Here is a 26,329-nt window from a genome sequence, read left to right as displayed (position 1 = left end):
CCTCCTGCTGGCTCCGCGCCAGGGCGAGCGCCTTCTCGGCCGCGTCGAGCTGCGCCGGGCTCGACGACCCCGCCGCGGCGAGCGCGCGGGTCCGCTCGAGCTCGCGCTCCGCGAGCGCGACGCGCAGCTCGGCCTGGCGGACCGCCTCCGACGCGCTCCGCGCGCCGGGCCCGCGCACCTGGTCCACCCGGGCGGCGGCCTCGGCGACCCGCGCCCGCGCCTCGTCGAGCGCGGCGCGCAGCGCGGCGTCGTCGAGCTTCAGCAGGAGCTGACCGCTCCGGACGCGATCGCCCTCGTCCACCGCGACCGACTGGACCTTCCCGAGGGCGACCGCGCCGAGGGTGACGCGGGCCGACGCCATCACCCTGCCGCTCGCCACTACGCGCTGGACGAGCGTCCGGCGCGCCGCGACGTACCCCGGCACCTCGCGCCCGCACCCGGCGAGCGCGACGGCGGCGGCCGCGACGAGGGCGGCGCCGAGGAGGACACGAGCGGAGCAGACCAGCACCGACATGCGCCGCCATTGTGCTCCGGTCCCGACCACCGCGCGAGCGATTCGAGGGGCGCGCCGTTCGCGCGGGCGCGGCGCCAGCCCCGCCCACCACCGGCGTTCGTGAACTTTCACGCGCGGGCGTGGCCGCCGACCCGCTCGCCGAGTCTCCTCGGCGCCGTGGAGACCCGATCCCATATCTCACAGGGCGTGAGGGTCGGCGCGACCGTCGCCCTGCTGGTGGCGGCCGCCGCCGGGCTCATGCTCTACAAGGTCCGCGCGCTCGGGTACTCGCTCGCGAACGTCCTCCCGGTCCGGCAGTACGAGGTGGCGTACGCGCTGGCGTTCGACGGGCACGGGGGCGAGGTCCGGATCCGCAGCTTCCTCCCCGCGAACGACGCGCACCAGTCGATCTCGGAGGAGCGCGACGCCTCCTCCGGACTCCACCTCACCCAGGTCACCGACGGCGCCAACCGCGTCGCCACCTGGACCGGCGCGGAGGTCCCGGACGGCGCCACGCTCCGGCACACGTTCAAGGTGGTGCCGCACCGGATGACCTGGAGCATCCCGCCGGACCTCCCCGTCCCGACCGACTACCCCGCGTCGGCGGCGACGTGGCTCCGCCCGGAGAAGGAGATCCAGGTGGACGCCCCGGAGATCCGCGACGCGCTCGCCCGGATCGGCGCGCAGGACGGGCCGCTCCTGGAGCGGATCCGCCGGATCTACGACTTCACCGCGGGGCTCGAGCCCCGCCCGTTCAAGGGGACCACCGACGCGCTCACCGCCCTCCGGCTCCGTGAGTCGAGCTGCAACGGGAAGAGCCGCCTCTTCGTCGCGCTCGCGCGCGCGGCGGGGATCCCGTCGCGGCTCGTCGGCGGCCTCATCCTCGACTCCGGCGTGACGAAGAAGACCTCGCACCAGTGGGTGGAGGTCTGGGTGGCGGGGCACTGGGTCGCGTTCTGCCCCACGAACCACCACTTCGCCGAGCTGCCCGAGCGCTACCTCGCGCTCTACTACGGCGACGAGGCGCTCTTCCGGCACACGAACGACGTCAACTTCGACTATCGCTTCGAGACGCGCTCGGAGCTCGTGCCCTCACCGCGCGCGAAGGCGAGCTTCACGCTCTTCAACGTGTGGGCGCTCTTCGACCGGCTGAAGCTGCCCTTCACCCTGCTCCGGACGATCCTGATGCTCCCGGTCGGCGCCCTCGTCGTGGTCCTCTTCCGGAACGTGGTCGGGATGCCGACGTTCGGCACCTTCCTGCCCGCACTCATCGCCGCCGCCGCCGGCGACACCGGCGCGCTGCTGGGCGTGATCGCGGTGCTCGTGGTGGTGGTGGTGGTCGCGGCGACGCGCTGGGGGATCGCGCGGCTCGAGCTGCTCCACTCCCCCACCCTCGCCATCCTGCTCGGGGCGGTCGTGCTCACGCTGCTCGGCACGACGATGATCGCCGACCGGCTCGGAATACGGGGGCTCACCCACGTCGCCTTCTTCCCCATCGCCGTCCTCGCGATCTGCGCCGAGCGCTTCTACCTCTCCCTCACCGAGCACGGCGGCCGGGAGGCCGCGAAGGAGCTGGCCGGCACGCTCCTGGTGATGCTCGCCTGCTTCGTCGTGATGAACTCCCTCGCGCTGCAGGTGCTCCTCATCGGTTTCCCCGAGGTGCTGTTCCTCGTAGTGGCCGCGGACGTGTACCTGGGGCGCTGGGTCGGGATGCGGCTCAGCGAGTACGGCCGCTTCCGCGCGCTCCTCCGGAGGGCGCCGTGAGCCTCGCCGCCGCCGCTCGCGCCCGCGCCGCCCGCCTCCGCGCCCGCGTCTCCGACCTGCTCGCCCGCCGCGACGAGGTCGTGGGGATCAACCGGCGGAACCTCGCGCTCGTCTACCCGGAGAACCCCCGCCGCCACTACCCGCTGGCCGACGACAAGCTCCTCGCGAAAGAGCGGTTCGCCGCAGCGGGGGTCCCCGTGGCCGCGACCCTCGCCGTCTGCGACGGGCTCTTCGCGGTGCCCGCGGCGGTCGAGGCGCTCCGCGGCCGGGGCCGGTTCGTGGTGAAGCCGGCGAACGGCTCCGGCGGCGGCGGGATCGTGGTGGTCGGCGACTGGGACCCGGAGCGTGGCGCGTGGCGCCGCGCCGGCGGCGAGGAACTCCGGCCGGTGGAGCTCGCCCGCCACCTCGCCGACGTGGTGTTCGGGGTCTACTCGAACCAGCTCGAGGACCGCGCGTTCGTGGAGGAGCGCATCGTCCCCCACCCCCTCTTCGCGGCGCTCTGGGCGGACGGGCTCTGCGACGTGCGCGTGATCACGCTCCGCGGCGAGCCGTTGATGGCGATGATCCGGGTCCCGACCGCGGAGTCCGGAGGCCGGGCGAACCTGCACCAGGGCGGCCTCGGCATCGCGGTGGGCCTCGGGACCGGCCGGACCTTCCGCGCGCTCCACCACGGGCGCGCGGTGGAGCGTCACCCCGAGTCCGGCACGCCCCTCCTCGAGCTGGCCGTGCCGGACTGGGCCGGGATCCTCTCCGTCGCGCGGCGCGCGGCCGGCGCGGTGCCCCTCGGGTACCTCGGCGTGGACGTGGTCGTGGACCGGGCGCGCGGTCCGCTCGTCCTCGAGATCAACGCCCGGCCCGGGCTCGAGATCCAGAACGTGAACGGCCGCGGCCTCTGGCCCGCCGTCGCGCCGGTCCGCGCCGCTGGGGACGACGAGGCCCGCCCGGCCCCGACCTTCGACGCGGGCGGCCTCGCCGGAGACGCTCCGTGAGCGCACGCCTCGAGCTCGACCGGCTCTGGCCGATGCTGCTCGGCCTCGTCGCCCTCGTCGCGGGCGCCCTCGCCCTGGAGATCTACGCGGCCCGCCGCGGGAACGCGACGGTGCACGTCGCCATCGCCGCGGAGGCGTCCGCGGCCGGCGACGAGGAGGAGGCCGGCGCGGGGGTAGACTCCGAGCGCGCCGGCCAGGAGCCGCCGGTCTCGCCTGAGCACGCCCGCGCGCGCGTCGCCGTCCGGCGCCACCTCACCGCGGAGGCTCTCCCCCTCCTCGAGGAGGCGCTGAAGGCGCACCCGGACTCCGCCGCCGTGGAGGCCGATCTCGGCGAGACCTTCCTCGCCGGCGCGGCGCCGGAGCGCGCCCTCCCCCACCTCCTCCGCGCCGCCGAGCTCCGCCCCGGGGCGCACGCGTCCTACCGCGTCGGCCTCGCCCGGGCGCGGACCGGCGACCGCGAGGGCGCCGAGCGGGATCTCCGGCACGCGCTCGCGCTGCGTCCCGGCTACGCGCCCGCGCGGCTCACGCTCGGCAGCCTGCTCCGCAAGAGCGGCCGCGTCGCCGAGGCCATCGCGCTGCTCCAGGCGGCCGCCTCGACCGGCTCGAACGAGGAGCGGGCCCGGGCCCTCGTCGGCCTGGGCGCCGCCCACCTCGCCGCGGATCGACGACCGGAGGCGACTCAGGCGTTCGATCGGGCCATCCTCTACGCCCCGGCCCGGGCCGAGATCCGGCTGAGGATCGCCAAGGCATGGCTCGGGACCGAGGCCGCGGAGGACGTGCCGCGCGCGGTGCAAGTCTTGCTCCGCGCCGCCGAACTGGCGCCGGACCTGGCCGCGGTCCACGCGACGCTCGGGCTCGCGCGGGAGCGGAGCGGCGACGTCGCCGCGGCCGCCGAGACGTACGATCGCGCCCTCCGGCTCGACCCCGCCAACCGCTTCGCCCGCCGGCGGCTGCTCCGCCTCGCCCTGCAGTCCCGGGACTTCCTCCGCGCGCAGCACGAGGCGGAGCGCCTGGTGGCCGACGGCCCCGACGTCCCCGAGCACCACTTCCTGGTGGCGCTGGTCGCCGATCGCCAGGGCCGGATCGCCGACGCGCGGCGCGCGTACCAGAAGGCGATCGAGGTCGCGCACGGCGATTATCCCGAGGCGTACCTGAACCTCGGCGTGCTCGAGCGGGGCGCCGGGGACCTCGCCGCCGCGCGGGCGGCGTACGCGAAGGCGCTCGCGCTCAAGCCGGCGTATCCGGCGGCGTGGAACAACCTCGCCGCGGTCGAGGAGGCCGCGGACGACCCGAAGGCGGCGGAGGCCGACTACCGCAAGGCGCTCGCGCTCGACGCGGGCTACGCGCCGGGCTGGCTGTCGCTGGGCCAGCTCCTGTCCCGCGTCGGGCGGCTCCCCGAGGCGGAGGACGCGCTCCGGCGCGCCCTCGCGGCCCGGCCGGGCTCCGGCACCGCGCAGCTCGCCCTGGGCGACCTCCTGGTCCGGTCCGGCCGTCCCGCCGAGGCCGTCCGGTTCTATCGCGAGCTCCTCGCCCGCGACGGCCGGGACGTGGCCGGGTGGTTCGCCCTGGCCCTCGCCCTCGACGCGAGCGGCCATCGCCCCGACGCCCGGGACGCCCTCGCCCACGCGCTCGCGATCGACCCGGGCCACGTCCCCTCGAGGCGGGCCGCCGCGCAGTCGGACCTCGCGGCCGGCCGGGTCGAGGACGCGCGGCGCGGCTTCGAGGAGCTGCTCGACCTCGTCCCCGGCGACCTCGGCGCCCGCGCCGCCCTCGCCGCGATCCTCTCGCGCGAGGGTGACCGCGCCGGCTGCGAGCAGCGGGCGCGGCAGCTCCGCGCCGAGGCTCCGCAGGACCCCCACGTGCGCGCCCTCTCCTGCTCCCCTCCGGGCGGCCCCGCCGCGCCGGCCACCCGCTGAGCCCACGAGGATTCCGACTTGAAGGATCTCCACCCCCTGCGCCTGCCCGTGAGCCCCCACGTGACCCGAATCGCCCTCGCCCTCGCCCTCCTCCTCGCCGGCGGCGCCGCCGCGGCCGCGGGTCCCGACGCCCCGGACTCCGCACCCGCCTCCGCCGACTCGACCACCGCCCGCGCCGGGAAGGGCGCGAAGCACCACGACGGCTGGAACCTCGACGCCCGGGTCCTCGGCTATGGCGGAGGCTTCGACGGGTACGGCGTGCGCCGCGTCTCGGGCGGTCTCCTCGGCGCGGAGGCGGCCCTCGTCCCCGAGCTCCGCGCGGGCGAGTGGAAGCTCGCCGTACCGCTCGAGCTCGCGCACCGGCAGACCCTCGGGGCGTCGCTCTCCGAGACCTCCGGACACGTCGCGGTCGAGCCGACCTACCGGATCAGCCGCGCCCTCGACCTCTGCGCCGAGGCCGGGCTCTCCGGCGCCTGGCGCCCGGACTGGCCGGACCTCTACCAGCGCGATGCTACCGGCTACATGCCCGGCACGGAGCGGTACAGCTACCTGTCCTGGCGCGTGGGGGCCTCCCTGCACGCCCGACCCTTCGACCGACAGCACCTCCGGCTCCATTATCGCTACGTCTCGACCACGTACGAGCGCGACCCCGCCTTCGATCCCGGCGCGCCGATGCACCTCACCCCGCGCGACAACGGGCAGCACCGGATCGACCTCTCCTGGCGCGTGCTCGGCGAGGGCTACGCGCGCGGAGACGGCTACGCCGCCGGCGTCCGGTTCGGCTACGACCACCGGCAGGACTTCACCCTCCTCGCCCGCGACGCCGGGACCGGCTTCTCGTCGGGGAACCCGCTGCAGCGGCTTGACCGCGCCGAGCCGGCGGTGGACGTCGAGCTGAAGCGGCTCGAGGGCCGCCTCGAGGCGCGCCTCGAGTACGGGTACCAGATCCAGAACGACCCGTTCCAGGCGTACTACTCGTACCAGGGTCACCACCCGACCCTCGTGATCGCCTACGCGTTCGACGAGGCGCTCTCGGCGCGGGCCCGGCTCGAGGGCTGGTTCCACACCTACGGCCCCGACTCGAAGGCCAACACCGCCGACGGGAAGCGACTGCACGACGACAAGGCGCTCGTGAAGGGCGAGCTGCGGTACGCGCTCCGGGACGGTCTCTCGCTCGTCGCCGAGGGCGAGTGGATCTGGCGCGACACGAACTATCCCGACTACGTGCCGGGCGTCTACCCGGCGACGCGCTTCTACGACATCCGCTGGAGCTATGACAATCTGCGGACGATCGCCGGCGTCGAGTGGCGGAGGTAGCGCTCCGGCGCGGAGCGCGGCCAGCCGGCACGCCGGCCATGACGCGGCGAGGCCTCCACGGTAGGCTCCCGCCGTGTCCCGCCGCGACGTCCGCCCCGACGACCACCGCCGCTGGGTGTTCAACCGCCTCGCCGAGGCCTACCGGCTCAGGCCCGGCTACCCCGCAACGCTGGTCGCCCGCCTGCTCGCCCTCGCCGGCGGGCCTGCCTCCCGGATCGCCGATCTCGGGGCCGGGACCGGCCACCTCGCGCTGCCGCTCGCCCGCCTGGGCGCGCGGGTCCACGCGGTCGAGCCGGCGCGCGAGATGCTCGCCGCGCTCGCGGCGGCGGAGGTCCCCGGGATCGTCCCCGTCCACGCCGCAGCGGAGGAGACCGGGCTCGCGGGGAGCGAGCACGCGCTGGTGGTCCTCGCCGACGCGCTCCACTGGGTGGATCCGGAGCGCGGCGCCCGCGAGGCGGCCCGGCTCCTCGCGCCCGGCGGGGTCCTCGCCGTCGTGACGCCGCGGCTCGCGGCCACGCCGTTCCTCGAGGCCCTCGCCGCGCGGATCGCCCGCGCCAACTTCAAGGCCCGCCCCGCGCCGCCGCCGGTCGGGCTGTTCTTCTCGAACGCCGGCATCGGCGCGCCCGCCGCCGAGCGGTTCGAGGACGCCGAGCCGCTCGACGACTCCCGGCTCGAGGCGGTGCTCCGGTCGCTCTCCTACGTCGGCCCCGCCCTCGGCCCCGCCGCCCTCGCCGCGCTCCTCGCCGACGCGCGGGCGCTCGCCGCCGAGCACGGCGGCGCGGTGTGGCAGCGCGAGCTCGTCCTGCACTGGGCGCGGCGGGGCTGAGCGCGGCGGCCCGGGCTATCCCCCGAGCCGCGGGTGCTCCTCGCGCCAGCGCGCGATCGCCTCGAGGCGCTCCGCGCGCTCCGCCTCGAGGTGGCGCCGCAGGGCCGCGTCGAGGCCGCGATCGAGCACGAGGTGGGCGCTCCAGGTCTCCGCCGGCTCGAACCCGCGGGAGAGCTTGTGCTCACCGCCGGCGCCGCCCTCGAAGATCTGGACGCCGCGCCGGATGCACTCGTCCACCGAGTGGTAGAGCGCGACGTTGAAGTGGAGGAACGGGTGCTGCTCCACGCACCCCCAGTACCGGCCGTAGAGCCGCTCGCGGGAGGCCAGGTTGAAGGCCATCGCGACGAGCCGTCCGTCGCGCCGCGCCTCCACCACCTCCGCCGCGTCCGGCAGCCCGGCGATCACGCGCTCGAAGAAGGCGCGGTTCACGAACCGCATGCCCCAGGGCATCTGGTCGGTGCTGGCGCGGAGCAGCGTGAAGCACGCCTTCGCCCAGCCGGCGGGATCGGCCGCGAGCTCGTCCCCGCGCACCGTCCGGATGACGATCCCCTGCCGCGCCGGGGTGGCCCGCTCGCGCCGGATCGCGTTGCGGCGCTTCGACGGGAAGCGGGCGAGGAACTCCTCGGGGGTGCGGTAGCCCTCGTTCCGCCAGTGGTACTGGAAGTCCACGCGCAGCGCGAGCCCGGCCGCCTCGAGCTCGCGCGCCTCGTCGGCGCCCGGGAAGAGGACGTGCACGCCGTGGAGCCCCTCGTCCGCGCAGAGCCTCCGCGCCGCCTCCACGACGAGCCGGACGAGCGCGCCCCGGTCCTCGCCCGGGGCGACGAGGACGCGCCGCCCCGTCGCCGGCGTGAACGGCACGCCCAGGACGAGCTTCGGGTACCACGGGATCCCGCGGCGCTCGGCGACCGCCGCCCACTCCCAGTCGCGGCCGAAGTCGCCGTCCGAGCGGTCCCGCGCGTACGCCGGCGCCGCAGCGATCACCCGCCCGCCGCGGCGGACGACCAGGTGGCGGGGCGCCCACCCCGTGCGCGGGGAGGCGGACCCGCTCGCCTCGCACGCGGCGAGGAAGGCATGGCGCAGGAACGGGCTCGCCCGCCCCGGCTCGTGGGCGAGCAGCCCGTCCCAGTCGGCAGCCGGGATCTCGGAGAGCGCGCCGTGGACGGAGACGGTCGGGCCGGTCACCGGGAACTTGTAGCGCAGCGCGGCCGACGACGCTTCACCAGCATGCGCCGTCGGCTACTCGGGTCGTGCGCCCTGCGGCATCCAGCGGCATCCAGCGACGTCCTGCGGCTTCACACCGGGGCGTCTCGCTGGCCGGTCTCCGACGCCCAGGTGTCCGGGCCGAACACGGCCAGCGCCGTCCCGTCGGAGCGCAGCCCCAGCTCCCACCGGAGCCCATCCGGCGCCCGGCCGCGAACCCGGATCCAGCCCCGGTGGATGGCGTGCAGGTGGTGCGCGGCGCAGAGGGCGATCTGGTTCTCCCCGGAGTCATCGCCGCCGTGCGAGCGGAAGCACACATGGTGCACGTGCGCGGCGGGGCGGCTGCACCCGGGCACCTGACAGCGGCACCGATCCCGCGCGAGGATCTTCCGCTGCCGCGCAGGGCGCGAGCGCTCCAGTTGCTTCACCGTCTCGGTCCACGTCTCGACGAAGTGCCCTGCGATGCGGATGACGCACTCCTCCGGGTTGAGCCAGTGACCTGCGGCGGCCCGAGCCGCGCGGAACGAGGCGTCGATGAGGAGGGCCACCCGGCGCGGGACGTGGAGGGTCAACCAGTCGCGCGCACACATCTGCGGGCGCGGAACTCCCATCGGCTCGTCTGTCGCAGCCGGCTCCGATCCGCAGTCGTCGGTCCGCCTCGACGGCGCACACATCTGCGTCGCCTCCGCCCCGGAGTCGTCGGTTCGCCCGGGCGGCGCACACATCTGCGCCGCGGCCTGCGCCTCGAATTCTGCCCGAGCGGCGAGCTCGTCCTCGAGCTCACGCCGGAACGCGATGCACGTCGAGGCCTCGGCGTGGGCAATCAGCGCCTCGACCGCGTCTTCATCCGTCGTGCTCGCGCCCGCCGCCCGGGCGACGAGCCGCGCCTGCTCGTAGCTGACCCTCCCCGCCCGGAGCGCCTGCCGGAGCGCCGGCAGCGCGTAGAGCCGCCGCTCAAGCGCCGCCCGCTGCGCCACGGTCCGCTCCGCCATGCCGAGCCGCTCGGCGCAGTAGTGCCCGAAGGTGGCGAAGCCCATGTCGCGCCAGAGCCCGACGTTCAGGACCAGCATGGCGAGGTGGCCGACCAACTCGTCCCAGCGCTCGCGCATGGAGGCGAGGTGCCGGAGCTGCTCGTCGAGGACCTCCGCGGGATCCCTCGCAGGCGCGCCGCCCGCACCGCCCCCGTCGTCCAAGGCCCCGTCGTCGTCCAGGCCCGCGCCGTCCGTCACGACGCCGAGCACCGGCGCCGGCACCGGCGCGACCTCGTCGAGCGCGGCCCAGCACGCCGTCTCCTCCTCGAGCGCCTCCCGCGCCGCGTCGAACCACTCCGCGCGCGACGCCTCCACGCTCCGCTCGTCCGTCTCCTCGCCCGCGTCCACCGGGTGCGCGCCGAGGAACTCCTGACAGATCGACTCGAGCCGCTGCCACCGGGGCGAGGTCGCCCCGAGGAGCTTCCCCGCCAGGGCGAGCGCCTCGTCGAGCCGGGCTCGCGCCTCTGTCCCGAGGGCGAGATCGACGCGGTCGAACCGCTCCTCCTCGGGCTCGGCGCCAGCCGTCCCGCCGGCGGCGCCCATCGCGCCACTCGCTTCGGTCGTGCCCTCCGGGCAATCATTTGTGCCCGCCGTCCGTACCGCCGACTCGAGCGCACGCACCGTCGCGGTCCGCGCACGCTCGACCCACTCGGCCTCCGCGTCGCCCCGCGCCACCCGAAGGATCGTCGTCGCCTTGCGCGCGCTCACCTCGCCCGAGCGCACCGCCTCGCGGAGTCGTGGGCGCGCGGCCAACGCGCGCGCGAGCTGGGCCATCCCCTGCGCGGTCCGGCCGGCGATCCCGAGCCGCTCGCGGGCGTAGTCGGCGATCCCCGAGAATCCGAGTCGCAGCGTCCGGTCGCCTTGGGCCAGGGCCAGGAGTCCCTCACCGAGCGCGACATCCAACGCGCCTCGTCCCCGCGCCACCCGGGCGAGGAGGCCGTCCACGAGGAGCGCCGCCTCCTCACGGAGAACGTGCGGCCGCTCGTGCGGCATGGGCGGGTCGAGCTGCCACGCCGCGCGCGAGAGCGCCTCCGGCGGCGGCACCGCCGAGGTTCCGTTCGAGCTGGAAACGACCCCGCACATTGTTCAGAGCGTTGCACACCGGTCTGACATTCGCTCATTTCCAAGATTGTGCGGTTTGGTGCCGCAGGCACGGCCTGCTGCGCCCGCGGAGTGACTCGCCACCCCCGCTCGACACCGCGGCCGACCTGCTCCCCGGCACATGGTCACGCCCGACCTTCGGCGCCCGGCTCGACGCGCCTATGAGCCCACCTGGAGGGCCGTTCGCGGCGCGAGCCGCGCCCTCGCGCCAGCGTCCGAGACGTAAGTCTCGATCGCGCGGAGGAAGAGCACCGCGTCCAGGCCGTGCACGCCGGGGCCGATGGTGACGTCGCAGCCGTAGAACGCCCTGTTGAGCGAGACGGCGCGCGCGAGGCGCCGCCGCGCGACGAGATCCCCGCCGCGCCCGGTGGGCACAAGCCCCGACGTATCGCGCAGCGTGAGCGCGACCAGCAGGGTGTCCTGCACGTCGACGAGCCTCGCCTCGACGATCTCGTCCCACGGGACGCGAACCTGCCACGAAGGCTCGACGAGTTGCAGCCCCTCCGGCTCGAAGACGAGGGCGCGGCGGCTCGGCGGACCGAAGAGGAGCACCGGGACGAGCGCCGCGCAGAGGAGCGCCACCGCGAAGGCGAGCAGGGCCAACGGCCCATCCATCGCCCACGAGACGATCGACAGGGCGGCGGAGGCCACGGCGAGTGCCGCCGCGGGCCTCCGGGGGCGCGCGCGGATGGGAACCCCACCCACGATCTCCACCCCGTGCGCATCGAGGTTCCGCCACTTCGCCCCTCGCACCCGCAGCAGCCAGATGGCGAGCCCCAGGCACAGGCCGAAGAAGGCCACGGCGCCGATCGCCGTCCGGCGATCGCCGCGGTCGGCGGCGACCAGCCACAGGCTGGCGACGGTGAAGGCGGCGCAGACGGCGACGATCAGCACGGCGCCGACGAGCGCTCCATTTTCACGCACCGTGGAGCGATGCCGCCATGCCACGGACGGTCTCATTCGCCCAGCGTTCCGAAGCGGTTCGACTGCCACCTTACCCGATGGGATCAGCGGCGCCTGCGGGCTCGAGCCGAAGGGGACCAGGACGCGAACGTATCCACGAGGAAGTCCACGAAGACCCGCACCTTCGGCAGAGAGGCCTTCTGCCGCGCGAAGAGAGCCTGTACCACCCGTGGCTCGGGCTCGAGGTCCTCGAGCAGGACCTCGAGCTCGCCACGGGCCAGCTCCTCCGCGACGTGGTACTCGTAGGTCTGGATGACGCCGAGCCCCGCCAGCGCGGCATGGGTCAACACGTTTCCTGACCCAGCCACGAGCCTGCCGGCGGGGTGGAAGAGGACCTCGCCGGACTCTCCTTTCAGCCTCCAGGGCAAGGGACCGGTACTCGCCAGATAGGCGATGCAGGAGTGCTCGCGGAGCGACGCGAGCGTCCGCGGGCGGCCCTTCGACCGGAGGTACCGGGGAGAGGCGACTAGCACGGACCGCGCGCGGCCGAGCCGACGGGACACCAGCTCCGAGTCCCGCGTCGGAGCGAGCCGGATCACCACATCCACGCCCTCGGCAGTCGGATCGATGAGCCGGTCTCGGACCGTCAGGTCCAAGGACACGTCCGGGTAGCGCAACAGGAATCGCGGCAGTGCTGGCCCCACCACGAAGTCCGCGAGCACCATGGAGACATCGACCCGCAGGCGACCTCGAGGCGTCGTGCTCGCCGCCGCCAGGGCCGCGTGGGCCTCCTCGAGCTCTGCCAGGATGCGCGTGCACCGCTCGTAGTAGGCGGCACCCTCGTCGGTGAGGCTGAGGCTGCGCGTGGTCCGGTTGAGCAGGCGCACCCCGACGCGGCGCTCGAGCCGCGAGACGATCCGGCTCACTCCCGACGGCGTGAGGCCCAGGCTCTCGGCCGCGCGCGTGAACCCCCCGAGGTCTACGGATCGGGTGAAGACCTCGATCTCCGAGAAGACGTCGTTCATTCTCGTGATCTCACGACGACTTGTGACCTCACGTCAAGGATGGGCGCCGCCTTCATCTTCGTCCTCGCATGAACGCCAGCTCGCGGAGGGGAAGACGCGTGCGCTCCTTACTCGTGATTATTCATCAACGCTGCTTTGCCGAAATCGTCATTTATCCCGCCCGGCGAGGCCGCCATATTTCCTGGCGCTTCGGGGCACATCGCCTCGAAGCCTCTCTGGAGGATACGAGACCATGGCTATGAAGATCGGCATCATCGGCAAAGGCAACGTGGGCGGCGCGCTCCAGCGCGGCCTGGCGCGGGCTGGTCACGAGGTCCGGGCGGTCGGCAAGGATCCGGGAGCGGTCCGCCAGGCCGCCTCCTGGGCGGAGGTCGTGTTCCTCGCCGTCCCCTTCGGCGCGCTCGACGACGCGCTTCGCGCCGCTGGCGACGCGCTGGACGGGAAGGTCCTCGTGGACGTGACGAACGCGCTCACTGCCGACATGCAGCTCGCGCTCGGGTACACCACGAGTGGGGCCGAGGAGCTGCAAAGGAAGGCCCCGCGGGCGAAGGTGGTGAAGGCATTCAACACCGTGTTCGCGCAGCACATGGAGACGGGGCAGGTGAAGGGCGAGCGGATCAGCCTGTTCGTCGCCGGGGACGACGCCTCCTCGAAGGAGCGCGTCCTCGCGCTCGGCCGAGACATCGGCTTCGACGCCGTCGACGCCGGGCCGCTGCAGAACGCCCGGTGGCTCGAGTCCCTCGGCTACCTCAACATCCTGCTCGGGTACGTGCAGAAGCTGGGGCCCGACATCGGGTTCCGCCTCGTGCGATGAACCGGATCGGCGGGGCTCTCCACGTCGCTCGAAGCCACCAGGCGCGTGGTTTGTCGGTTCACGACGGTTCATCGCCACCGGCAGCGAGGTAGCCGGCGCCGAGCTCATCCCGCCCGACTCCCAGCTTCACGCCCTGGGGCTCCCGGAACCGCTCCGGGGGCCAACGGGTCACGTCTAGATCGTCCGGATGATGCGAGGCCGCGCTCGGACGTCCAGTGAGCGCTGAAGGACCTGGTCGCCGAGGGCGACCAGGTCGCGGCGTACTTCACGCTGCGCGGCGCGCACGACGGCGTTCCCCTCGGCATCCGTTCGACTGGAACGTGCGTCGTCGTCGACAGCGACGAGCATGCGACGGGTCGTTGACGGAAGGATCGCCCGGATCAGGACTTCGCATGCTGGGCATCCTCCAGCAACGATCACATCCCGGGCCAGGGCGCGTCCGGTCCAGACACGGCGCCCAGATCGACGGTCAACTGGACGCTCCACAGCCAGCTGACGCCGCCCGGCTGCTGCGCGGGATCGAAGAAGACGACCGGCCCGATGAGCGCCGAGAGGGAGGGCAGGAAGACGAAGGCGAGCCCACCGCCGGTCGCGCCGATGACGTTCCTCCCCGTGACGACGTCCCATCGCACCTGGACGCGCTGGAGCCACGGGCGCCCCACGGCGATCGGCGGGAGCGCCACGCCGGCGAGCACTCCCGCGCGGTGGACCGCGCCCGACGACGATCGAAGGAGGCGTCCGGTGCCGACGTACCCACCGACCGCGAACGCCCCGAACTGCGTGCGCTTCCCCGCGACGGCGTAGACGACGTCGAGCGCGGTGGCGCTCGTCACGCCGATCTCGTAGAGCCCGACCGCGACGGCCGGCGAGCCGGCGAACATCGCGCCCTCGGGCGTTCCGAGCTTCGCGTTCAGTGACAGCGGGTCGCGCGTGGGCACGATCACGTCGAGGCCGACCTCGAGCCGGAGCTTCTCGAGCGGGAGCACGCCGCTCGTGACACCGAGCGTGACGGGATACGAGGCGACCTCGTTGCTCCCGGGCCAGAAGTAGGTGTCGTACGCGAGGCGCGGGACGGCGAACGGTTGGACGCCAGGCGAGGGGGCCCGGAAGAGCTTGGTCGGGGTCGCCGTCGTCGCGGCTGGGGTGAGCGCGACGGCCATCGCGAGCGCGATCGGCAGGCCGGCGCACAGGCCGCTCGCGCGCTCCGGCGATGGCGCGACGCACCTCACGAGCGTCGATTGTCCTCTCGGGCCCGCACGAGCGCCACCGGCGATGCGGAGCGGCGGGCCCCGCGCCGGGGTGGGGCTCGCGGGACGCGGGGCCCTTGTCGGGTCCGGCGCGGCGATCGCCGGATGGGCGCCCTATCGTCGGAGCGTGCGGCGCCGCCGTCTCGCCCCGCTCCTCGCGCTCCTCGTCCTCGCCGGCTGCGGTCGCGATCTCGGCGATCCCGACGCCATCGCGCGCCGGCTCGAGGCCCCGGTCCGCTTCGCCGTCATCGGCGACTACGGCACGGGGGACGCGCCGGAGCGCGACGTCGCGGCCCTGGTCCAGGCGTGGCACCCCGACTTCGTCGTCACCACCGGCGACAACAACTACCCCTCGGGCGCCGCCGAGACCATCGACGACCACGTCGGCAGGTACTGGTCCGGGTTCATCGCGCCGTATCACGGTCGCTTCGGACCCGGCGCCTCGTCGAACGCGTTCTTCCCGGTGCTCGGGAACCACGACTGGAATGCACCGGGGGCGCTCCCGTACCTCGCGTACTTCACGCTGCCCGGCAACGAGCGCTACTACGAAGTCGCGAAGGGGGCCGTGCACGTCTTCGCCCTCGACAGCGATCCGCGGGAGCCCGACGGCGTGGCCCCGGAATCGGCGCAGGCGCGGTGGCTCTGCGAGGCGCTGCGATCGTCCCCCGCGCGCTGGAAGCTCGTGTTCCTCCACCACCCGCCCTGGTCCTCCGGCCGGCACGGCCCGACGCCCTACGCGCAGTGGCCGTTCCAGGCGTGCGGCGCGCACGCGGTGTTCGCCGGGCACGACCACGACTACGAACGCATCCAGCGCGACGGGATCGTGTACTTCGTGAACGGGCTGGGCGGGTCCACCCCGTACGCGATGCAGCGGTTCCCGATCCAGGGGAGTCGCGCGCGGTTCTACGGCGAGTTCGGCGCGCAGCTCGTCGAGGCGGACGCGCGGACGCTGCTCGTCCGGTTCGTCACCCGCGACGGCGAGCTCGTGGACTGGGTCGCGCTGGGGGCGGACGCAGCCGAGCCGCCACAGTAAGCTCGGAGGACGGTGGGGAGGCATGCGCGCGTTTGCGCGGCGTCCCGGCCACCGCGCGCACGAGGCGCCCCCGGCTGATCGTCCGCTTCCAAGGAGCGGGCCCGGACCGCGCGCTCGAGCGCCACCGCGACACCGACTGCGCGCCAGGGCGATTCAGCGACCTGTGCCACCTCACGGAGCGGCCCGGAGCCCGATCGCACGGGCGGCTGCAACGGGAGCTCCAGCCTTCACGTTCCCGCCCTGCTTCGTGCTCACGTATACGTTCTTTGTCCCCCGCCTGGCATTTGCGCGGGGGCGCCCCCGCCGGCACGGCCATGCTTTCACCCGTACGGAGGTGCGCTCATGGAGACCACGCAAGGCGTCGGGACGACGGAGCACAGGGCGGAGGCCTCGCTCGAGGATACGTTCCGGAGGTTCAACGAAGCGTTCAACCGATTCGACACGAAGCAGGTCGCTTCGTTCTGGGCGGACGACGGCACCCTCATCACCCCGGCCGGAGAGGTCGGAAACGGACGCTCCGGGGTGGAGGCCGCCTACAGCCACGACTGCGACACCATCCTCGAGGGCACGAAATCGACGTTCAGGATCACGTCGGTCCGGCGCCTGGGAAACGATCTCGCGTTCATGGACCTCGACCACGAGCTCGAGAACGTCAGGATGCCCGACGGCTCGAGGGAGACGATGACGCTGCACCTCGTGCTCCTCGCGAAGAGGAGCGGCAACACCTGGCAGTGGGTGGACGCGCGCCCGTACGCGTTCATTCCGCAGCCGCCGTCGGTGCACTGATGGTGCAGGACCGGTGGCGCACGGCGAGGACGAAGCGCCTCTGGCGAACGGAACGTCGTCGAGGGTGCGACGGATGAGGGGGTGCCGGACCTGCCATCGCCACCGGCGAGAACTAGCTTTACGTGCGACTCCAGGTGGGTGCCGTGATGCGGGCGTGCAGCGTACGCACGTCGTCGCTGCGTCGCGGCCCCATGCCGCTACAGCACGATCCCGACCGGCCGAAGGAGCACGCAGACGTGCTTTACGCAGAGATCCCGTCAGGCTGGCGTGACCGCGTGGTCCTCGCGGCCATCGCGGCGGTCGGCCTCGGCATCTCCGTCTACCTCGCGGCGTACCAGCTCGGCGTCGCGGCGGAGCCATGGGATCCTGTCTTCGGGCAGGCGAGCAGCGCCCAGGTCCTCCACTCCTTCGTCTCGCGCATCTTGCCCTTCCCTGACGCGGCGCTCGGTGCGGCAGGCTACGCGCTGGAGATCGTGCTCGAGCTCGCGGGTAGCGCCGATCGATGGCGGACGCATCCGTGGATCGTGCTCGCATTCGTCGCGGTGGCCGTCGCGCTCGGCCTGGCAGGCGTGGCGTTGACCTTGGTCCAAATTCTGATCGTCAAGTCGGGGTGCACGCTCTGCCTCTGCTCGGCTGCGGCGTCGATCGCGGTCGCGGTGGCGGCTGTGGCCGGGGACGAAGCGCGCGCGACGATCCTGTTCCTCTTGCCGCGGCGGGAAGGGAGGCGTCCCTGATGTCGGTGACCGTGCACCAGGGCACGACGTTCATGGTGACGGATGAACGTGGCGATTTCGACCCTGAGAGTGACGGAGGGTTCTTTCACCTCGACACGCGCTTCCTGTCTCGACACGAGCTTCGTCTCGACGGCAAACGCCCCGTCGTGCTGCAACCGTCCGTTCCTCACGCGAACGAGGCCTGGCACTTCCTGACCAACCCTCCGCTCGACGGCGCGAAGAGGTCCACGCTCGGGATCGTGGTGCGCCGTGAGCTCGGCGGCGGGCTTCGCGAGGTCGTGCGGATCGAGAACTTCTCCGGAGCCACCGCGCGCTTCGATCTGAGCCTCTCGTTCGAGAGTGACTTCGAGTACATCCTGACCGTCAAGAAGCGCGCGGCAGGGGGCGGCGAAGGCGAGTGGTCGCCGCACGTCCACAGCGACGTCCGCCAGGCGAAGGAGGTCGTCTTCGAGCTCGACGAGGCAGGTGCGCGTCACCGTACCGCGATCGCCTTCGAGCCCCGGCCCGACGAGCTCCGGGGCGGTCAGGCGCGCTTCCACGTGGAGCTCGCGCCCCGGCAGCGCTGGCAAGCCACGATCGAGGTCACGCCTTCTATCGGCGACGACGTCGCGCGACCCACGCCGCCTTCGGCCGGGCAGCGGCGGGCGGCGCAGGGTCGCCACGACTCGATCCAGCGCGAGATGCCGCGCATCGAATCCGATCATGCCGTCCTCGCGCGCGCGTTCCAGCAGGCATCGCGCGATCTCGCTGCGCTGCGGATCAAGGCGGAGGGCGGCCCCGGGGAGGATGGAGGCGGAGGCGCGTACGCCATCGCCGCCGGCATCCCCTGGTACATGGATCTGTTCGGGCGGGACAGCCTCATCGCGTCCTATGAATCGATCCTGCACGATCCGAAGCTCGCGCGCGGCACGATCGACGCGCTGGCCCGGTTGCAGGGCGACAAGCTGGACCGTTTGTCGGAGGAGGCTCCCGGCAAGATCCTGCACGAATACCGGCGCGGTCCACTGACGCCGGCCGCGAAGAAGCTCATCCCGACGTATCCGTACTACGGCACGATCGACGCGACGCCGCTCTTCCTCATCACGCTATCGGAGTACGTCCGCGTCACGGGTGACCTCGACTTCGCGGCAGCTCGCTGGCACCACGTCGACGCGGCGGTCGAGTGGATGAGACGGTACGGCGATCGCGACGGCGACGGGCTGCTCGAGTACCAGCTCGACGCGGATACGGGACTCGTGAACCAGGGCTGGAAGGACTCGACGGATTCCATCCGGTTCAAGGACGGGCGGATCGCCACCCCGCCGATAGCGCTCGTGGAGGTGCAGGGGTACGCGTGCGACGCGCGCCGACGTGTCGCCGAGCTCGCTCGGCACCTCGGCAAGGGGGAGAGCGCCGAACGGCTAGAGGAGGAGGCGGTCGCCCTCGCGCGGCGAATCCGGGAACGCTACTGGATCGAAGAGCGCGCGTATTTTGCCGAGGCGCTCGACGGTCACAAGGACCGCGTGGATGCGTTCACGTCCAACCCCGGGCACCTCCTGTGGGCTGGCGTGGTCAGCCGGGATGACGCGAGGGCCGTCGCGAACGTGCTGCTCGGGCCGGAGATGTTCTCGGGTTTCGGCGTCCGTACGATGGGAGAGCGCGAGGGCGGATTCAACCCGGTCAGCTATCACAATGGCAGCGTCTGGCCGCACGACAACGCGCTGATCCTGGCTGGGCTCGTCCGGTACGGTCTCGTCGAGGAGGCGGCGCGACTCGCGGACGCGCTGCTCGCCGCGTTCGGCGCGTTCGCCGACACCGAGCCGCCGGAGCTGTTCTGCGGCTACTCGGCTGGCGAGTACGGGACGCCAGTGCGGTACCCGACCGCATGTCGGCCACAGGCATGGGCGTCGGGAGCGGCGCTCCTCGTGACGCGGGCGCTGCTCGGCCTCGAGGTCGATGCGCTCGATCGCGAGATCGCGCTGACCCCCATCACGATCCCGGGGATGTCGCATCTGGACGTGAACGGAGTTCCCGTCGGCGACGCGCGCATCGCCGTCTCGGTTCGTGTCGATGGGCGAGGTGGAGTCACGGCGAAGGTGACCGGGCTGCCGCCGGGCTGGCGCCGCGTCGAGCCGCGGCCGCACGACGGTTGATGGTGAACGGGACGGGAGGCTGGCCCGCCCCTCGCATGGGCTCGGCTCCGTGAGCGCTCCCGCCCCGGATCTCCCCGACGTCCGCGCCCGCGCCCGGGCGGCGTTCCTGGGGCTCGCCCTGGGGGACGCGCTGGGGGCGACGGTCGAGTTCATGACCCCGGGGGAGATCCGGGCGGCGCACGGGGTGCACCGGGACATCACGGGCGGCGGCTGGCTGCGGCTCCGCCGCGGGCAGGTGACGGACGACACCGAGATGTCGCTCTGGCTCGCCCGCGCGATGGACGCGGCGGACGGGTGGGAGCTCCGGGGGGCGGCGGACGCGCTCGCCGGCTGGCTCCGGTCCGGGCCGATGGACGCGGGGAACACCGTCCGGCGCGGACTCCGGCGCTACCTCGTCGAGGGGACGCTGCAGGGCCCCGAGTCCGCGGGCGACGCGGGGAACGGGGCGGCGATGCGGATGGTCCCGATCGCCCTCGCGACCCTCGGCGACGAGGCGCTCCTCCGGCGCGTCGCGATCGAGCAGGCCTGGATCACGCACCACCACCCGCTCTCCGACACCGCTTGCGTCCACGTGGGCGCGCTCGTCCAGCTCGCCTGCCTCGCCGCGTCGAAGGCGCAACTCCGACGCGCGTCGGAGGGGTTCGCGGCGGAGCATCCGGCCTTCGCGTTCGAGCCGTACCGGGGGCTCGCGACCGGGTACGTGGTGGACACGCTCCAGACCGTGCTGCACTTCTTCCACACGACGCGCGGGTTCGAGGAGTGCCTGGTCGCGGTGGTGAACCAGGGCGGGGACGCCGACACGACCGGCGCGATCGCCGGCGCGATCGCGGGGGCCTTCTACGGCGAGGAGGCGCTGCCGCGCCGCTGGGTTCGGGCGCTCGCCCCCCCGCTCGTGGCGGAGCTCGGGGCGCTGGCGGAGCGGATGGTGGCGCTGTCGCCGCTCGGGCGCGGCGTGGTCTGAACATTGCGCCCTTCGACTCCGCGCCGCGCCTGCGCGGCGCTACGCTCAGGGCGAGCGGGGTTGCAGAGCACGCGCTCTACGTGAATCGACCGCTGCCCATCGGCCTGTCCCAATGGGCCCCTGCCGATGGCCTCTGCCTTCTCGTCCTGCCTCCTCGCCCGCCCCCGCCCCCCGCCCCCGCCCCCGCCCCCCGTCTCTGCCTCCTCGTCCCTGCTCCCTCGTGCGCATCGGCTCCTGATCCACGTCCCTCAAACCATCGTCCCCACGCCGTCGGCCCGCGCTACCCCATCACCCGCTTCACCCGCAGCTCGCCGCCGATGACGAGCACCTCGCGCTCGCCCTTCAGGATGGACCGCGGGAGGAGGTCGCTCGCGAAGAAGACCCGCCCGAGCGCGACCCGCGCCTCCACGACGACGGAGCCGAACTCCCACGCGCGCTCGCGGTCGTCGGTGAAGGAGCAGAGGTTGTTCATCCGGACCACCCACTCCCGCGCGCCCGGCCGCGCCACGATCTCGTGCGCGTCGAGGTCGTTCAGCCCGCGCCACAGCGTGATCCAGCGCTCGCCCGGCCGCCGCCGCCCGAGCTCGTACTGGGTGAACGAATAGAGGAGGTCGAGCTGGGCGTCGATGGCGCTCGTCCACGCGTGGCCGCGGGTCCGGTCGGCGACGTAGCGCGCCCAGGCGGGGCCGTCGCGATCGCTCCCGAGGGGCGCGCGGTGGAAGGTGGGCGGGATACCCATCCGGCTCTCCACCCACCCCTTCAGCACCGCGCCCTCCACCGAGCTCGCGTCCACGCCCCACCCGCGCAGGAAGCGCAGGTAGCCGTTCCGCAGGCTCCGGCGCGCGCCAGCGGTCGCCTGCTCCTTCCACTGGTGGAGCTGGAACCGGACGTTCACCCAGTCGTCGAACCGGCGCGCCCGCTCGTCGGGATCGTCGAGGCGCTCGAGCAGGTCGAACAGGAACCGGTTCTCCTCGCGAACGCCCTGCACCTCGAGCGGTCGCGGGTCCTCGTCGAAGGACGGCGACGCGATCGCCCAGGGCGGGAGGTTGCAGCGGTTGAACGACGTCCGATCCACGGGCGGCCCTCTGCCCGCGATTCGTGCACTCGCACCCGCGACGGCCGGGCCCGGCCCGGCGCGCCGCGCCCCCCGCGGGCGCGTGGGGAGGCTCCCGGGCGCGTTGCAAGCCCGGTGCTCGGCGGTGGCACCGCGGTTGCTTTGAGGACCGACCCATGGATGCGGGACAGGCCAGCGGGGCCCTCGAGGCGCTCCACGCCATCGGCCGGATCCTGTCGTACGCGACCGATCTGTCCAAGGCGCTCACCCAGGTGCTCCTCGTCCTCCGCTCGCACGCCGGGCTGGCGAACGGCACGGTGGCGCTCCAGGACGGCGTGACCGGCGACGTGTTCATCGAGGCGGCGCCGGAGATGCTCGACGCGGAGCGGATCCAGGGGCGGCTCCGCCCCGGGGAGGGGATCATCGGCCGGGTCTTCCGGACCGGGGTGGCCGTGGCGATCCCCGACCTCGCCGACGAGCCCGTCTTCCTGAACCGGACCGGGAGCTGGCGCGATCTGCGCGAGGATCCGCGGGCGCTGTACGCGGTGCCGCTCCGCGACGGCCGGATGACCCTCGGCGTGCTCACCGCCGAGCGCCGCTGGGCGCTCGGCTCGTTCTCCTTCGACCGCGACCTGAAGCTCCTCGGCGTCGTCGCGGAGATGCTCGCGGCGCGGATCCGCCTCGCCCAGCGCGACGCCCCCGCGGCGCGAGACGAGGACGAGGCGCCCCGCCGGCCGCCGCCGGACCAGCCGCTCCGCGGCGTCATCGGGGGGAGCGCGCCGTGGCGGGCGGTCCTCGACGTCGTGGCCCGCGTCGCGCCGAGCCGGGCCACGGTCCTGCTCCGCGGCGAGAGCGGCACCGGCAAAGAGGTCCTCGCCCGCGCCCTGCACGACCTCGGGCCGCGGGCGGCCCGGCCGTTCGTCGCGGTGAACTGCGCGGCGCTCCCGGAGGCGCTCCTCGAGAGCGAGCTCTTCGGCCATGAGCGCGGCGCCTTCACCGGCGCCAACCAGGCCCGCCCCGGCCGGTTCGAGCTCGCCGACGGCGGGACGCTCTTCCTCGACGAGGTGAGCGAGATGCCGCTCGCCGCGCAGGTGAAGCTCCTGCGCGCCATCCAGGAGCGGCAGTTCGAGCGCGTGGGCGGCCGGCGCACCCTCACCGTGGACGTCCGGCTGGTCGCCGCCACCAACCGGGACCTCGAGGAGGAGATCCGGCGGGGCGCCTTCCGCCTCGATCTGTACCACCGGCTGCAGGTGGTCGAGATCGCCCTCCCGCCGCTCCGCGAACGGCGCGACGACATCCCGCCCCTCGCCCGCCACTTCCTCGCCGAGCTCGAGCGGGAGCACGGCCGCCGCCTGGCGCTCGCGCCGGACGCGATCGACCGTCTCCGAGCGCTCCCCTGGCCGGGCAACGTGCGGCAGCTCCGGAACGCGCTCGAGCGGCTGGTGGTGTCCAGCCCGCGCGACGAGGTGACGGCCGCCGATCTCTCCTTCCTGGAGGACGCCGCGCCGCCGCCCGCGAGGCCGGCGGTGGCCCCGGTGGCCCCCGCGGCCGCCATGGTGGAGCCGATCGCCCCCCCGCGCACGCAGCCAACGGAGCGCGAGCGCATCGCGGCGGCGCTCTCGCGCACCGGCCACGTGCAGGCCGGGGCGGCGCGCCTGCTCGGCATGACGGTGCGCCAGCTCCGCTACCGGATCGTGAAGTACGGCATCGCGGTCCAGCGGATCTGATGGCGATACCCGCTCGCATTCGCGCCGCGGCGGCGCGAGCCGGTCGCGCGCTGAGAGCTTGTCGAAGAATTCGACGAGCTCTCAGGCCGACCCGCGTGAGCGGGGCGGCGGGTGGGGTGAAGCGCCCGAATTCACTTCGGGCGCGAGGGGCGGGCGACGGCCCGCCCCACCTAGATGGTCAAGGCCCGTCGATTGTTCGACGGGCCTTGAGCGCTCGAGCCCGAGCATCACGACAGGAGGTCCCCGTGTCCGACGTCGCCATCCGACCCGCGCGCCCGGAGGATCTCGACGCGCTCGTCTCGCTGCTCGCGGCGCTCTTCGCGCTCGAGCCGGACTTCCGCGCCGACCCGAATCGCCAGCGGCGCGGGCTCGCGCGGCTCCTCGCCGAGCCGGAGCGCGCCGCGGTGCTCGTCGCCGAGCGGGACGGCGCCGTCGTGGGGATGGTCACCGCCCAGCTCGTGATCTCCACCGCGGAGGGCGCGCCCTCCGCCTGGCTCGAGGACCTCGTGGTGGAGGCCCCCGCGCGGGGCGGCGGCGTGGGCCGCCTCCTCGCCGGCGCGATCGAGGAGTGGGCGCGGGCGCGAGGCGCGACCCGGCTCCAGCTCCTCGCCGATCGCGAGAACGCGCCGGCGCTCCGCTTCTACGCGCGCTCGGGCTGGCGCCCGACCCGGCTCGTGTGCCTCCGCCGCGGCGGCGCGTAGCTTCTGCGCGGATTGTCCGGTTCCGGACTCACCGAGGGTCACGATCGCGACAGCGCGCGCCCCCGAAGGGCGAGCGCGTCGCCGCCGCGCGCCCGATCCACGCCGGATCGCGCGTCCGGCGGCGCGGCGCGGCGCGGTACGGCGCTTGCTCTGGTGCGAGGGAGTCCGCCGCGACGGCGGAGACCAGGAGACCGAACGCACATGAGGCAGATCGCGATCTACGGGAAAGGTGGCATCGGCAAGTCCACCACGACGCAGAACACCGTCGCGGGGCTCGCCGCCCTCGGGAAGAAGGTGATGATCGTCGGCTGCGATCCCAAGGCCGACTCCACCCGCCTCATCCTCCACGCGAAGGCGCAGGCGACCGTGATGGACCTCGTCCGCGAGCGCGGCACGGTGGAGGACCTCGAGCTCTCCGACGTGATGAAGGTCGGGTTCGGCGGCGTGAAGTGCGTCGAGTCCGGCGGCCCGGAGCCGGGGGTCGGCTGCGCGGGCCGCGGCGTCATCACGGCCATCAACTTCCTCGAGGAGGCCGGCGCGTACACGCCCGATCTCGACTTCGTCTTCTACGACGTGCTCGGCGACGTCGTGTGCGGCGGCTTCGCGATGCCGATCCGCGAGAACAAGGCGGAGGAGATCTACATCGTCGTCTCCGGCGAGATGATGGCGATGTACGCCGCGAACAACATCGCCCGCGGCATCCTCAAGTACGCCACGAGCGGCAAGGTCCGCCTCGGCGGGCTCATCTGCAACTCGCGCAACACCGACCGCGAGGCCGACCTCATCGAGGCGCTCGCGAAGAAGCTCGGGACGCAGATGATCCACTTCGTGCCGCGCGACAACCAGGTGCAGCGCGCGGAGCTGCGGCGCATGACGGTCATCGAGTACTCGGGGGAGCACAAGCAGGCCGACGAGTACCGCGCCCTCGCCGAGAAGATCGCCGCCAACAAGAACCTCGTCATCCCGAAGCCGCTCCAGATGGAGGAGCTCGAGGAGCTGCTCATGGAGTTCGGGATCATGCCCGACGAGGACGAGACGAAGGTCGGGGTCGCGGAGGGCTGCCCGGTCTAGCGACCGCGCGGACCGGAGAGGACGACCATGTCGAGCACCGTGAAGAAGGTCGAGGGCATCACCAAGGAGTCGACGCAGCAGATGATCGATCGGGCCCTCGAGGCCTACCCGGAGAAGGGACGGCAGAAGCGCGCGCCGCACCTCGCCCCGAACGACGCGAGCGCCTGCAGCGCCTGCGTCAAGTCCAACCGGAAGACGGTGCCCGGCGTGATGAGCGCGCGCGGGTGCGCGTTCGCCGGCGCGAAGGGCGTGGTGTGGGGCCCGATCCGCGACATGGTCCACGTGTCCCACGGCCCGGTCGGCTGCGGCTGGTACTCGTGGGGCACGCGCCGGAACCTCGTCTCCGGCAAGAACGGGGTGACGAACTTCGCGATGCAGTTCACCTCGGACTTCCAGGAGAAGGACATCGTCTACGGCGGCGACAAGAAGCTCGCCGTCCTCCTCAAGGAGGCCCGCGAGCTGTTCCCGCTCGCCAAGGGCATCTCGGTCCTCTCGGAGTGCCCGGTCGGCCTCATCGGCGACGACATCAACGCCGTCGCCAAGAAGGCCACGACCGACCTCGACCTCCCGGTCATCCCGTGCAACTGCGAGGGCTTCCGCGGCGTCTCGCAGTCGCTCGGGCACCACATCTCGAACGACACCATCCGCGACTACCTCATCGAGACGCGGGAGTTCGCCGAGCCGGCCACGCCGTACGACATCGCCCTCATCGGCGACTACAACATCGGCGGCGACGTCTGGTCCGCGAAGGCGCTGCTGGAGGAGATCGGCCTGAACGTGAAGGCCACCTGGACCGGCGACGGCGAGATGGAGCGGATCGCCGCCACGCACCGGGTGAAGCTGAACCTCATCCACTGCTACCGGTCGATGAACTACATGTGCAAGGTGATGGAGGAGAAGTACGGGATCCCGTTCGTCGAGTTCAACTTCTTCGGCCCGACGAAGATCAAGGAGAGCCTCCGCAAGATCGCCGAGCGATTCGACGATCGCATCCAGTCGAACGTCGAGAAGGTCATCGCGAAGTACGACCCGCTCATGCAGCAGGTGATCGACACGTACCGGCCGCGCCTCGAGGGCAAGAAGGTGATGCTCTACGTCGGCGGCCTCCGCCCCCGCCACACCGTCTCGGCGTACGAGGATCTCGGCATGGTGGTGGTCGGCTCCGGGTACGAGTTCGCGCACCACGACGACTACGAGCGGACGAGCCCCGAGATGCCGGACGCGACGGTGATCTACGACGACGCGTCCGAGCACGAGCTCGAGCAGTTCGTGGACGAGCTCAAGCCCGACCTCATCGGCAGCGGCATCAAGGAGAAGTACGTCTTCCAGAAGATGGGCCTGCCCTTCCGGCAGATGCACAGCTGGGACTACTCCGGCCCGTACCACGGCTACCAGGGCTTCCCGATCTTCGCCCGGGACGTCGACATGGCCGTGAACAGCCCGACCTGGAAGCTCGTGAAGAGCCCGTTCTAGGGCCGAACCGGAACCCGAACCCCCGGGGCGA

22 protein-coding genes and 1 pseudogene are annotated in these 26,329 nt (G+C 73.2%); 15 read left to right on the top strand and 8 right to left on the bottom strand.

All coding sequences use genetic code 11. The annotated features are described in order from the left end of the window. A pseudogene (locus MNZ27_RS05365) lies at positions 1-514 on the bottom strand (efflux RND transporter periplasmic adaptor subunit); the annotation flags it as partial. A gap of 186 nt (positions 515-700) precedes the next feature. On the opposite strand from MNZ27_RS05365, the gene MNZ27_RS05360 reads away from it, so the two are divergent. The 5 genes from MNZ27_RS05360 (at position 701) to MNZ27_RS05340 (ending at position 7,305) form a co-directional block, all read left to right on the top strand. Continuing rightward, complete coding sequence (locus MNZ27_RS05360; protein ID WP_242393007.1) at positions 701-2,257, top strand: 7TM domain-containing protein; 1,557 nt, start codon at positions 701-703, stop codon at positions 2,255-2,257. Beyond that, positions 2,254-3,246, top strand: a complete 993-nt coding sequence (locus MNZ27_RS05355; protein WP_242393006.1) for a sugar-transfer associated ATP-grasp domain-containing protein — start codon at positions 2,254-2,256, stop codon at positions 3,244-3,246. The genes MNZ27_RS05360 and MNZ27_RS05355 overlap by 4 nt, the downstream gene beginning before the upstream one ends. Then, a complete protein-coding gene (locus MNZ27_RS05350; protein WP_242393005.1) occupies positions 3,243-5,162 on the top strand; it encodes a tetratricopeptide repeat protein in 1,920 nt (639 codons plus the stop codon). Before MNZ27_RS05355 ends, MNZ27_RS05350 begins: the two co-directional genes overlap by 4 nt. Positions 5,163-5,180: 18 nt before the next feature. Further along, the gene (locus MNZ27_RS05345) at positions 5,181-6,479 is read left to right on the top strand and encodes a hypothetical protein (RefSeq protein WP_242393004.1); all 1,299 of its coding nucleotides are present in this window, start codon (positions 5,181-5,183) and stop codon (positions 6,477-6,479) included. A gap of 73 nt (positions 6,480-6,552) precedes the next feature. Then, complete coding sequence (locus tag MNZ27_RS05340) at positions 6,553-7,305, top strand: class I SAM-dependent methyltransferase (protein ID WP_242393003.1); 753 nt, start codon at positions 6,553-6,555, stop codon at positions 7,303-7,305. 15 nt (positions 7,306-7,320) lie between these two features. On the opposite strand, the gene MNZ27_RS05335 is transcribed toward MNZ27_RS05340, so the two are convergent. The 4 genes from MNZ27_RS05335 to MNZ27_RS05320 form a co-directional block, all read right to left on the bottom strand. Further along, positions 7,321-8,487: a GNAT family N-acetyltransferase gene (locus tag MNZ27_RS05335; protein WP_242393002.1), complete on the bottom strand. Its 1,167-nt coding sequence runs from the start codon at positions 8,485-8,487 to the stop codon at positions 7,321-7,323. A 110-nt stretch (positions 8,488-8,597) separates the two neighbouring features. Beyond that, positions 8,598-10,619 carry an HNH endonuclease gene (locus MNZ27_RS05330; RefSeq protein ID WP_242393001.1) on the bottom strand — a complete coding sequence of 674 codons (2,022 nt, stop codon included), beginning with the start codon at positions 10,617-10,619 and terminating at the stop codon, positions 8,598-8,600. 177 nt (positions 10,620-10,796) lie between these two features. After that, complete coding sequence (locus MNZ27_RS05325; protein WP_242393000.1) at positions 10,797-11,531, bottom strand: hypothetical protein; 735 nt, start codon at positions 11,529-11,531, stop codon at positions 10,797-10,799. 113 nt (positions 11,532-11,644) lie between these two features. Further along, positions 11,645-12,565, bottom strand: a complete 921-nt coding sequence (locus MNZ27_RS05320; RefSeq protein WP_242392999.1) for a LysR family transcriptional regulator — start codon at positions 12,563-12,565, stop codon at positions 11,645-11,647. A gap of 232 nt (positions 12,566-12,797) precedes the next feature. Here MNZ27_RS05320 and MNZ27_RS05315 point away from each other — a divergent pair, with 232 nt between their 5' ends. Continuing rightward, positions 12,798-13,379 (top strand): NADPH-dependent F420 reductase, encoded by a 582-nt coding sequence (locus MNZ27_RS05315; RefSeq protein ID WP_242392998.1) that lies wholly within the window; start codon positions 12,798-12,800, stop codon positions 13,377-13,379. Positions 13,380-13,553: 174 nt separating this feature from the next. Here the strand turns inward: MNZ27_RS05315 and MNZ27_RS05310 are convergent, their stop codons facing one another. Together MNZ27_RS05310 and MNZ27_RS05305 are read right to left on the bottom strand one after the other, a co-directional pair. Continuing rightward, positions 13,554-13,727 carry a hypothetical protein gene (locus MNZ27_RS05310; protein ID WP_242392997.1) on the bottom strand — a complete coding sequence of 58 codons (174 nt, stop codon included), beginning with the start codon at positions 13,725-13,727 and terminating at the stop codon, positions 13,554-13,556. Between the two features lie 68 nt (positions 13,728-13,795). After that, complete coding sequence (locus tag MNZ27_RS05305) at positions 13,796-14,608, bottom strand: hypothetical protein (protein WP_242392996.1); 813 nt, start codon at positions 14,606-14,608, stop codon at positions 13,796-13,798. 145 nt (positions 14,609-14,753) lie between these two features. Between MNZ27_RS05305 and MNZ27_RS05300 the strand changes: the two genes are divergently transcribed. The 5 genes from MNZ27_RS05300 to draG all read left to right on the top strand — a co-directional run bounded on the left by MNZ27_RS05300 (position 14,754) and on the right by draG (position 20,272). Beyond that, positions 14,754-15,659 (top strand): metallophosphoesterase family protein, encoded by a 906-nt coding sequence (locus tag MNZ27_RS05300; RefSeq protein ID WP_242392995.1) that lies wholly within the window; start codon positions 14,754-14,756, stop codon positions 15,657-15,659. A gap of 342 nt (positions 15,660-16,001) precedes the next feature. Then, complete coding sequence (locus MNZ27_RS05295) at positions 16,002-16,445, top strand: YybH family protein (RefSeq protein ID WP_242392994.1); 444 nt, start codon at positions 16,002-16,004, stop codon at positions 16,443-16,445. 122 nt (positions 16,446-16,567) lie between these two features. Further along, positions 16,568-17,179: a vitamin K epoxide reductase family protein gene (locus MNZ27_RS05290; RefSeq protein ID WP_242392993.1), complete on the top strand. Its 612-nt coding sequence runs from the start codon at positions 16,568-16,570 to the stop codon at positions 17,177-17,179. Then, entirely contained in the window at positions 17,179-19,311 is a 2,133-nt protein-coding gene (locus tag MNZ27_RS05285; RefSeq protein WP_277957611.1) for an amylo-alpha-1,6-glucosidase, read from the top strand. The genes MNZ27_RS05290 and MNZ27_RS05285 overlap by 1 nt, the downstream gene beginning before the upstream one ends. Before the next feature lie 49 nt (positions 19,312-19,360). Beyond that, positions 19,361-20,272, top strand: coding sequence for an ADP-ribosyl-[dinitrogen reductase] hydrolase (gene draG, locus MNZ27_RS05280; RefSeq protein ID WP_242392992.1), 912 nt, complete (start codon positions 19,361-19,363; stop codon positions 20,270-20,272). A gap of 280 nt (positions 20,273-20,552) precedes the next feature. Here the strand turns inward: draG and MNZ27_RS05275 are convergent, their stop codons facing one another. After that, on the bottom strand, positions 20,553-21,347 hold the full coding sequence (locus MNZ27_RS05275; protein WP_242392991.1) for an NAD(+)--dinitrogen-reductase ADP-D-ribosyltransferase: 795 nt from the start codon (positions 21,345-21,347) through the stop codon (positions 20,553-20,555). 155 nt (positions 21,348-21,502) lie between these two features. Here MNZ27_RS05275 and MNZ27_RS05270 point away from each other — a divergent pair, with 155 nt between their 5' ends. From MNZ27_RS05270 to nifD, 4 genes are all read left to right on the top strand, one after another. Continuing rightward, complete coding sequence (locus tag MNZ27_RS05270) at positions 21,503-23,053, top strand: sigma 54-interacting transcriptional regulator (protein ID WP_242392990.1); 1,551 nt, start codon at positions 21,503-21,505, stop codon at positions 23,051-23,053. Between the two features lie 245 nt (positions 23,054-23,298). Continuing rightward, a complete protein-coding gene (locus tag MNZ27_RS24165; RefSeq protein ID WP_242392989.1) occupies positions 23,299-23,754 on the top strand; it encodes a GNAT family N-acetyltransferase in 456 nt (151 codons plus the stop codon). A gap of 201 nt (positions 23,755-23,955) precedes the next feature. Further along, positions 23,956-24,825, top strand: coding sequence for a nitrogenase iron protein (gene nifH, locus MNZ27_RS05260; RefSeq protein WP_242392988.1), 870 nt, complete (start codon positions 23,956-23,958; stop codon positions 24,823-24,825). 27 nt (positions 24,826-24,852) lie between these two features. Then, positions 24,853-26,298 carry a nitrogenase molybdenum-iron protein alpha chain gene (gene nifD, locus MNZ27_RS05255; protein ID WP_242392987.1) on the top strand — a complete coding sequence of 482 codons (1,446 nt, stop codon included), beginning with the start codon at positions 24,853-24,855 and terminating at the stop codon, positions 26,296-26,298. Positions 26,299-26,329 lie beyond the last annotated feature (31 nt).

The organism is Anaeromyxobacter oryzisoli, assembly GCF_022690765.1.
GTDB lineage: Bacteria > Myxococcota > Myxococcia > Myxococcales > Anaeromyxobacteraceae > Anaeromyxobacter > Anaeromyxobacter oryzisoli.
The sequence above is the reverse complement of the archived record's forward strand: the minus strand, read 5'-3'. Positions and strand labels throughout refer to the sequence as shown.

Coding starts and splice junctions, on each gene's coding strand:
- MNZ27_RS05270 (WP_242392990.1), top strand. CDS start 21,503: ATGGATGCGGGACAGGCCAGCGGGGCCCTCGAGGCGCTCCACGCCATC.
- MNZ27_RS05295 (WP_242392994.1), top strand. CDS start 16,002: ATGGAGACCACGCAAGGCGTCGGGACGACGGAGCACAGGGCGGAGGCC.
- MNZ27_RS05330 (WP_242393001.1), bottom strand. CDS start 10,619: ATGTGCGGGGTCGTTTCCAGCTCGAACGGAACCTCGGCGGTGCCGCCG.
- MNZ27_RS05310 (WP_242392997.1), bottom strand. CDS start 13,727: ATGCTCGTCGCTGTCGACGACGACGCACGTTCCAGTCGAACGGATGCC.
- nifH (WP_242392988.1), top strand. CDS start 23,956: ATGAGGCAGATCGCGATCTACGGGAAAGGTGGCATCGGCAAGTCCACC.
- MNZ27_RS05320 (WP_242392999.1), bottom strand. CDS start 12,565: ATGAACGACGTCTTCTCGGAGATCGAGGTCTTCACCCGATCCGTAGAC.
- MNZ27_RS05285 (WP_277957611.1), top strand. CDS start 17,179: ATGTCGGTGACCGTGCACCAGGGCACGACGTTCATGGTGACGGATGAA.
- MNZ27_RS05315 (WP_242392998.1), top strand. CDS start 12,798: ATGGCTATGAAGATCGGCATCATCGGCAAAGGCAACGTGGGCGGCGCG.
- nifD (WP_242392987.1), top strand. CDS start 24,853: ATGTCGAGCACCGTGAAGAAGGTCGAGGGCATCACCAAGGAGTCGACG.